The organism is Microcystis sp. LE18-22.4A (genome assembly GCF_027531105.1).
GTDB classification, from domain to species: domain Bacteria; phylum Cyanobacteriota; class Cyanobacteriia; order Cyanobacteriales; family Microcystaceae; genus Microcystis; species Microcystis aeruginosa.
The window spans coordinates 1-7,454 of sequence record NZ_JAPZRB010000157.1 but is presented as its reverse complement, the minus strand read 5'-3'; the positions used below and the strand labels follow the sequence as shown (position 1 = coordinate 7,454).

General features: G+C 35.2%; 6 protein-coding genes and 1 pseudogene. All 7 read right to left on the bottom strand.

Annotation, left to right across the window (positions count from 1 at the left end; all coding sequences use genetic code 11):
• Positions 1 to 699 precede the first annotated feature (699 nt).
• The gene (locus O9295_RS07290) at positions 700 to 2,061 is read right to left on the bottom strand and encodes a hypothetical protein (protein ID WP_288032517.1); all 1,362 of its coding nucleotides are present in this window, start codon (positions 2,059 to 2,061) and stop codon (positions 700 to 702) included.
• A 21-nt stretch (positions 2,062 to 2,082) separates the two neighbouring features.
• On the bottom strand, positions 2,083 to 3,102 hold the full coding sequence (locus O9295_RS07285) for an alpha-1,2-fucosyltransferase (protein ID WP_288032516.1): 1,020 nt from the start codon (positions 3,100 to 3,102) through the stop codon (positions 2,083 to 2,085).
• A 51-nt stretch (positions 3,103 to 3,153) separates the two neighbouring features.
• Positions 3,154 to 3,912 (bottom strand): FkbM family methyltransferase, encoded by a 759-nt coding sequence (locus O9295_RS07280; protein WP_288032515.1) that lies wholly within the window; start codon positions 3,910 to 3,912, stop codon positions 3,154 to 3,156.
• A 123-nt stretch (positions 3,913 to 4,035) separates the two neighbouring features.
• Positions 4,036 to 4,878, bottom strand: coding sequence for a DUF268 domain-containing protein (locus O9295_RS07275; protein ID WP_288032514.1), 843 nt, complete (start codon positions 4,876 to 4,878; stop codon positions 4,036 to 4,038).
• Positions 4,879 to 4,928: 50 nt separating this feature from the next.
• On the bottom strand, positions 4,929 to 5,717 hold the full coding sequence (locus O9295_RS07270) for an FkbM family methyltransferase (RefSeq protein WP_288032513.1): 789 nt from the start codon (positions 5,715 to 5,717) through the stop codon (positions 4,929 to 4,931).
• 34 nt (positions 5,718 to 5,751) lie between these two features.
• Complete coding sequence (locus tag O9295_RS07265; RefSeq protein WP_288032512.1) at positions 5,752 to 7,095, bottom strand: flippase; 1,344 nt, start codon at positions 7,093 to 7,095, stop codon at positions 5,752 to 5,754.
• 134 nt (positions 7,096 to 7,229) lie between these two features.
• Positions 7,230 to 7,454, bottom strand: a pseudogene (locus O9295_RS07260) (hypothetical protein); the annotation flags it as partial.

Sequence of the window (7,454 nt, the reverse complement as noted above, 5' to 3'; positions counted from 1 at the left end):
GAGGACAGGTTGCTTTTTTATTTTTCGATTCGATTCGGAAAACTATACCGATATTTTCTAGGTGTCGATAGCCTTGAATAGAGGTTCCTTCTAGGTTCAAAAATTTGTCAAGTATCATAAGTAAAATAATCTCGTTTTTGGCAATTATATCAAATCTTAACTCAATTGTCTATCTTTTGGCATTAACCTGTTTGTGCTTTAAGTCTTTCCCTATATGGATTTCAGCTACTTTTGAGCGTAGGCGCTCTCATCGAATTTTATTTTAAGTTAATTATTTGCATAACAATTCCCGAAGAGCCCGAAATCTTTCTATTTGTACGTCGTTGGTAAAGCTTTCGTAAGCTAATTTTATGTACTCCAATATAGAATTTTCAGGTTCTTCGGTTTGTGTTATGCAATGGACGGGAGTTATAAGGGGTGAAACCCTTATATAGAAAGACATTACTTCGATTTTTGCCAATTGTTTTCAATCTAGAACGAGCTAATCAATTAAGTCTCTTGCCAGATAAAGATTTAGTCGATTTATGCCCCCCTATCGAACCATACCAAGTAACGAAGAACCATCTCTCTTGCGTCATGGATTTTTGTCGCGGGCAGCCTCTTTGCTTCCATTGTATCAAAGGCGATCGCGGCTGTGTTTATTCTTTTATATAGAGCAAAGCGAAACGAAGAATCTATAATTTATCCAATAATCAATACTCATTCCAAGAAAATGCCTAGACCGTACTTTCTGATGTGTAAGTAAGCTCCAAAAAGAAACCCTAATCCCCAAAAAGAATGATAATTCATAAATACTGGATTTATGGACATACAAACTACATATCCAAATACACCAGGGAGAATAGTAAGCAAAGCAGTACGCTCTCTGGGATCAAAAGCACGAGGTTTGATTAAGGACTTAATAAATAATTTAGGCAGCTTAATATAAAAATAGAAAACTGCTGCACTGAACAAGATTATACCTCCCTTGAGCCAGTAAGTAAGGATTCCAAAGTGGGTAAACCATACTACATACCCATCAAACCCTCCATATGGATCATAAAATGGATAAGTAGCACCAATTCCTTTACCCGATATAAGAGGTATACCTTGCAGATTTTGAAACATATTAAAAATATCTAATATACGCAATTCACTAGATCTTTGTCCGTCTTTAGATGCAAATCTATGAATAATTGGCAAATTTGTAAACGAATCAATTAATTGAACAAGAAAGTCAGAAAACACAAATAATAATAAGCATAAACTTAAGAAAACAAGCATGAGAATTAAATTTTTCGGCTGAAAAGCACTCGGTGCGTTGTGCAATAATCCTTGAGATAGTTTGTAAGATAAAACAAAAACAGAAAAAATTATAACAGTTATCAATGTTAACCCAAAAGATCGAAACCCACTCGCCGCAACGATGAACAGATGAATTGCAACTAAAGCCCATATCGAAAGTGTCCAAAAAAGACTTTTTCTTGAGAAAACAGCTATGGCTAGGCTTGTTATTAATGAAAGTGAAAAAGTATAGTTAATTTCCCCAAACAGTACTCTTGTAATTTCATTTGTACTAATTCGATCAGCCTGTAAAAGAAAAGAATATAGCATAAGAGCTGTCGGAAATAACACGACAAAAAATAATTGTATTTTGGGATTATACGAATTAGAAACAATATAAAACATAGCACAACCAGCCACCAACCAAAACACATTGATTAAATCTATCTTAATATAACTCAATTCATTATTAACAAGTAACCCTATCAAAAAACACACAGAGATAACAATAACATATGTTATACCAATTTTACCAAATATTAATTTTCTAAAATCTCTATCTATTAAAAATGCAACTATTACTAATATAGGTATTGAAAGTGTATTACCCCCCAATAAACCACCAATTCTGATATCAATCTTATTTTCACTACTAAATTGAGCATTAATGAAATTAGAATAAGTCAGTATTAGTAGAGTGAAATAAATAGTTACAGTAGATACTATTTGAGTTAGAGTTTTAACTCGCTTTTTAGGCAGGGTGAATAAGTAATTGTTAGACACGAAAGTTCTATTCATTTTTACCATCCTTTTCTTAAACTATTTTACTAAAACACTCATCTCAGGATGAGCGATCGCATCAAAAATATTATTATACAATAAATCTTGATTGCTGATAACTTGAGAAAGAGCATAAAGTGGCAAGATAGGTAGATCGCCTAAAAATGCAGCCCAAACCCCAAAGGTACTCGGTGGTGTCATAATCATATCGCACTGTGATAGCTCTGCCATACTTTCCAGGTAGTGTCCTTTGCCACCAGCAATGCCAGTGGCAAAATGTACGTTAAGATGTTTGAATAGCTCAAAATCTTGTGGTTCATCTGAGGCAATAACAAAGCCTACTTTAGACGATGTTCCCAACAAATCTTGAGCTTGTTGAATCCAGTTAATGTATTGCTGGGTTTCAAAGAAATATTTACCTTCTAGCATAAACCGGTAGTCATAGTGTCTGATGAGAACGCCAATTAGATAGTCATACTTTTGTCTTAATTCTTGAGTAAATTTTGTGGCTGTGGCTGTATGACTTTCTTTAAGTGCTAGACAATCTCTAACAGTTTCCTGATGTTTTTCGACTAGCGGCCAACTTCTCACCTTCCATCCAGCTAAAAGTGTGACTTTTGCTAGATTTAATAAGTCAACATCATCTGAGTTGTTTAGGTCAAATTTATCTTTTTGCTTCCCTGGAATGTCTTTTAAGCCACTAACATCTTGGGCAATAATTGATTGTATATCGGGAGCAAAAGAAGCATAATTATACAGAAATCGAGCAATATTATTACGAATTCTGCTGCTGTTAGATATTTTATCAGGAAGAAACTGTAAAATATCTTTTAGTTTCTGCAAAGCTTGCCACTGTTTGTGCTTAGTGGGAAAGGTACAAGCAAGATTTTTTGAAGTGTTTTCTAGTAGATGAGCATAGGGCCAGAAGGCCAAATTAATCAAGTCGTACTTGTAATCATTCTCTGCTAAAAACGCTATGAGATGAGCGTAAGAAAACAACTGGTTGGCAAATCGACCGCCTCCGTGAGTGAAAATAATGAGATTTTTATCTTGTTTCATAATAGTGTAGTGTCAAGTCATATTTTATCTAATAGATGGACTTAGGGCGACCTAGTTTGCGTATTGGAAATTTTCCATTTGAGGCTGATACTCTCGTCTTTCAAGATGGGTTGGCATCACTTTATACATTTTAAACCCAGAATTTATCAAAATATCAAAAATTTCCATTAGACTGGTATGAGAATCTAGATTACAGCCTCCATACTCGAACTGAATAGCATCAATGAAAGTTGTGTTCAAATAGTCACCTAATCCCCTAAAAGCAGCTAATTCATGACCTTCAATATCAATTTTTAGTAAGTCAATATGACTAATATTACACTCTTTTATATAACTGTCTAGACGGCGCAACTTAATCGTCTCTTTGTTAGAGAAATCAATTTGATAATGCTTTAAGTTTCTTTGGTATAAAGAAGCCAACCCACTTGATTTACTGTCATAGTAAATTGTTGCTTCTGTTTCACTATCGGATACACCAAATTGGTTGAGTTTGAGATTCTGATGGTTAAGAAATTTCTGCTGTAATATATTATAACAACTATTAGTTGGTTCAAAAGCGTGTATCTGAGGATTACGATTTATTATTGCTGCATATTCTAAGATTGTCCGGATGTATAGCCCCACATTAGAACCGACATCAAAGATAACTGGTTCTTTGTTTTTCAAAGTGGCGAAAAAATCGCTAATAAATTTTGCTTCTCCATTGCTATCAAACTCACAATTTCCATTATTTTCTAGAGCATTAAATATCTTCAGGCATAAAGACTTTGTTTTTCGTAGCAACTGATTTTCATTTTTGATTTTGAGCATGATAATTTCTCTGCAAGATTTGTGGCAAAAATACGGCTTTATCTGGTAGATTCAGGTAAACTTTTGTGCATAAGGACAAATGACAAATTATTAGTCAATACTCTAGCATTAGTCTGCTTGGGTTTATGTTGTTGATGTTTTATCGTATTTTCTATCGTCTTGAATATATTCCTCCTTTTTAAACATATAGAGACCGGTGCCAAACTTTTTACTCGGATCGTATGAATCGTAAAGTTGCTTGCCATATTGATACTTTTCCTCCACAAGTTCAAAGTCATCAAAGAGTTGTAGGACGTAGTTGCGTGTAAAGGCGCGGCAGCCATTAAAATAAATTTTATTTTTCTCATCTACTGGTACAGAGAACAGAATTATACCGCCTAATTTAACAACTCGCTTGAGTTCCTTTACAGCTTTCTCACTACCCCAGGGATCGAGAGGATCGCCATATCTTCCCAAACCGATGTGTTCAATGACACAAAGAGAAGATAGACTTTCAATACTGTTATCTTCAAAGGGCAAATCCAGTACAGATCCTTCTTTAAAATACAAGTTTTTTAGCTCAATATCAATCGGTCTGATATCAATCATAGTAACTGGAACAAATTGGGATATTATGCCAATTGTTTTAACACATGAACCTACATCATAGTGATGTTCGGGTTTAAGTTGAAAAATTTTACCTGCCGCCCAAGTATCTTGTAGAAAATACACTGGATCTACCGGAGTTACTTCTGTTTTATCAGTCAAGCAAGGAAGCCAGCTTCCCATGTTTAATTCAAAGTTATTGTTATCATTATTAGCCTGAAAAACTCTATATTCATTTGAGAATAAAATTATATCAAATAATCCCCTTAACCAGTTAAGACTTAAACCATACTGTTGTTTCAAAGTACGATAAATGATATAAATAATTTTAAGTAAGGTGAATTTGGAGAGGTATTGCTTTATTGTTTTGATACTAGCCATTTTGAATTTGCGTAACGTGGTCTGGCATGAAGAAGGTTTACATAACAAAATTAATTATCTGAAATGAAGATTTGATAACCTTTAAACTTTTTGCAAGTCTCTCTTAGTTTTTCATGACCCATTACATCAAACACATCTTTGTAAAACCAGAATGTATTTAAACAATTTTGAATTAATATTTGATAACCTTTGTCCTTTAATAGAGAATTGATGGCTTGAAATTGGTGATGTTTATCTTCCATAGTCTCTATGATAAAGCATTTTGTATGAAACTTGTCAAAATCAATACCTTGCAAGGCTTGAAGTTCATGACCTTCGATATCTAAGCTTACCAAATCACATTGATAGAATTCAGGATAGCAATTTAACCAGTTCATTAAAGTTGTAACTTTGATTTCCTCAAAATCTTCCCTGTTTGACATGAATTGAGATAAATTTTTCCTGCCCCAAGGATCTTGTGTTTCCGTAATATAAGATAGTAATCCTTCACTTCGGATTGTTAGTTCTCTATTTTTATTAGAAATTCCTGATTTGATACACTTGATTTGTCTGTTGAAAAGATACAATGATGACAATCTGGAAAAAGTATAAGAGACAGGCTCAAAACATAGCCCTTTTGCTCCTGCCAGCGCAAATAAAAAAGTATTGGAGCAACTTATTCCATCATTGGCTCCGATATCAATAAAACTTTCGATTTTTCCGAGAAGATGTTGAATGACAATATCCTCCCCGTGTTGAGAATAAGTCTGTCTCGGATAAAGCTTATGTTTCAGATAAACAAGAGGCTGTTTATAAGGAGATGCCATTTGCTTGAGTTTCTTTAGTAATTGTGATTTCATGACCGATAATTCAGATGTATTTATAATATTTATCTTAGATTAAATTCTTCAAAATAAAATTTAGTCGCCAAGGATATAATACTGCTTTACCCATGAGGATGAGATTGCCGTACATTCTTGGATAAAGTAAGTCAATTAAAAAGGTAGTTGTTCCAAAGGATGCTATTGTCGCCCATAAAGCTCCAACGGCTGCATAGTGAGGAATCAGCACATAATTTAGTATAACATTAACTAAAGAACCGATGATAGCTGTAAGCATTGAATATTTAAATAAGCTCTCATTGGTAATAAACAAAGATTTTGCTACTCCAAAATTAGTAAAAAATAATCGAATGGCAAATAAGGATAACAAGATTCCTGCCTCCTTGTATTCTTGACCAAACAGAATTATGACAATTTTACTAGACCAGAGGAAAATAGGGATAGAAACTAACAAAAATAAGATAAACATTAATCGGTAGATATTCTCCAAGCGATTAAAATATAGGCTGTTACTAGCCAACTTTGCTTCCGACACGGCTGGAGCAAGGGATTGACATATAACCATAGGGACAAAACCGAATACTGCAATCAATTTCATGGCTACTGAGTATTGACCGACTTCGGCATCACCGATCATCTGACCCAGCATTACCTGATCGATATAAGCTTGTATCATTATAGCCAATCCTGAAAAAAATAGTGGCCAGCTTTCCCAGAGCAAAAATTTAGCCCGAGAGAGACTTACAGACCAATTCCTCAGGGACAAGCCGTCTATTCCATAAGACATAGACAAGCCGATTGTCTTAATTGTTCCTTTAGCGGCCGTGGCGACGGCAAAAGCTATCAGGGAAGCCCGTAACTGTATCAGGAGGACATTGACGATGCTGAAAACAAGAGAATCTGTAGTACGGCTAATTGCCGCGTATTTAGATTTCACCTGCGACTGAAACCATAAATCAATCGTATCAAAGGCGAGTAAGATATTGCCTGCTGCTATAATCCCTACTAGCCAGTGCGACAAAGTATCTCCTGGTCGTAAATAGATTACTGTCCCTACACTCAAAAAGACTGCAATCGTCCCAGTTACTAATCTTATGACAAACGTTGTTCCTAAGATTTCATCCCTGGAATTCGCATCTTTTTGAAATACTATTTCTCTGACAACAATTCCATTTAATCCTAATTGAACTAATGGCATGAATAAAGCGACAAGAGATAGTGCATAGTTGTATTGTCCATATCGATCTGGTCCCAAATACCGCGCCACCCAAACTCCTACAAATAAACCAATTCCTAAACTGAAGAATTGCTCAAAAAACAACCAAGACATATTGCTGATTTGTTTTTTGAAGTTCGTGCCGAGTTTATTATAATTTACTTTTAAGGTTTTTAACACGGCTTTTAATTAATACCTAATCACTATATAGTAGAGATGCGATTGCTGGCAATTTCCCAACATATTTCCTCTCGACGCATAACAGTTGCTACCATAGCACACAATCAGCTAAATCGTAAAGCTGTATAGATTCTTCATTCAGCCTCCAAGTCAATTCCTATGGCCTTCAGCTGTGCCGCCATGGACTCTACCCTCCGTTCGACTTGTTCGGCTCTTTTCCGCTCCTGTTCAATCCGTTCACTCCCCCACAATAGTAAATTACCTGATTGCTCCCACCAGCGCAACCAATGAGCCGTTACTGCTGCTTTTTTCCCCTGCCATACTCCTAAAAATAAACCGATTTCTGCCAGCCAGTAACG

Bases quoted from the DNA above. Each gene is read 5' to 3' on its own strand.
- O9295_RS07290 (WP_288032517.1), bottom strand. From the start codon at position 2,061: ATGAATAGAACTTTCGTGTCTAACAATTACTTATTCACCCTGCCTAAA.
- O9295_RS07285 (WP_288032516.1), bottom strand. From the start codon at position 3,102: ATGAAACAAGATAAAAATCTCATTATTTTCACTCACGGAGGCGGTCGA.
- O9295_RS07280 (WP_288032515.1), bottom strand. From the start codon at position 3,912: ATGCTCAAAATCAAAAATGAAAATCAGTTGCTACGAAAAACAAAGTCT.
- O9295_RS07275 (WP_288032514.1), bottom strand. From the start codon at position 4,878: ATGGCTAGTATCAAAACAATAAAGCAATACCTCTCCAAATTCACCTTA.
- O9295_RS07270 (WP_288032513.1), bottom strand. From the start codon at position 5,717: ATGAAATCACAATTACTAAAGAAACTCAAGCAAATGGCATCTCCTTAT.